This is a genomic window from Bacillus cereus group sp. BfR-BA-01382 (genome assembly GCF_022663475.1).
Lineage (GTDB): Bacteria > Bacillota > Bacilli > Bacillales > Bacillaceae_G > Bacillus_A > Bacillus_A thuringiensis_S.
The window spans coordinates 1-223 of the sequence record NZ_JAKUFQ010000435.1; the positions used below are offsets into that span (position 1 = coordinate 1).

Consider the following 223-nt stretch of genomic DNA (forward strand, 5'->3'; position numbering starts at 1 on the left):
TTACCTGAATACATAGGGTATGGAAGACAGACCCAGGGAACTGAAACATCTAAGTACCTGGAGGAAGAGAAAGCAAATGCGATTTCCTGAGTAGCGGCGAGCGAAACGGAACATAGCCCAAACCAAGAGGCTTGCCTCTTGGGGTTGTAGGACATTCTATACGGAGTTACAAAGGAACGAGGTAGACGAAGCGACCTGGAAAGGTCCGTCGTAGAGGGTAACA

The 223-nt window shown here is 48.9% G+C and carries 1 rRNA gene; it reads left to right on the top strand.

What is annotated here, in order from left to right:
* Window positions 1-223: ribosomal RNA gene (locus MR160_RS34625) — 23S ribosomal RNA — on the top strand; the annotation flags it as partial.